This window comes from Kiloniella litopenaei (assembly GCF_000982415.1).
GTDB lineage: Bacteria > Pseudomonadota > Alphaproteobacteria > Kiloniellales > Kiloniellaceae > Kiloniella > Kiloniella litopenaei.
Window position 1 is genome coordinate 1 of the sequence record NZ_LANI01000074.1, and the last position, 492, is coordinate 492.

A 492-nucleotide genomic window follows, 5' to 3' on the forward strand; every position below is an offset into this window, starting at 1 on the left:
AGACCACACCAATAAATGGCTGCGGAGGTGGGTTACTACTTATAAGTGTGGCAAATTAGGTAAATATCGTACATTTAATACGGAACAGCCCTGATATGGCCATCAAAAACGAAATTACTATTCTCACGAGAGCAGAACAGGCAAATCTTTATTCCCCACCCATTTTTTCAATCGAAGAACAACGTCTGTACTTTTCTCTGAACGATGCGGAATTGGCAGTTTTTCGGTCAATTCGTCTCAGAGCTCATAGATGTTACTTTGTCGCGATTTTGGGATACTTCAAATCAAAGCCCGTCATCCTAGATATCGCTTACTCGCAGGTTTCTAAGGATTTAATGTTCATCAGTAAAGAGCTGCTTGGCGGCAAGGGGCTCAGACCATTCACTCCCTCACAAAAACAAAAAGATCGACTCTACGCAAAAGTATTAGACCTTGCTGGTTATCACAAATGGGACGAAAGTCAGCACTTCAATTCTCTTTTCGACCACCTTG

1 protein-coding gene is annotated in these 492 nt (G+C 42.1%); it reads left to right on the forward strand.

What is annotated here, in order from left to right; genetic code table 11:
* Window positions 1–95: 95 nt before the first annotated feature.
* Window positions 96–492 (forward strand): DUF4158 domain-containing protein (locus WH95_RS20165; RefSeq protein ID WP_046510250.1); only part of this gene is annotated, 397 nt, incomplete at its 3' end.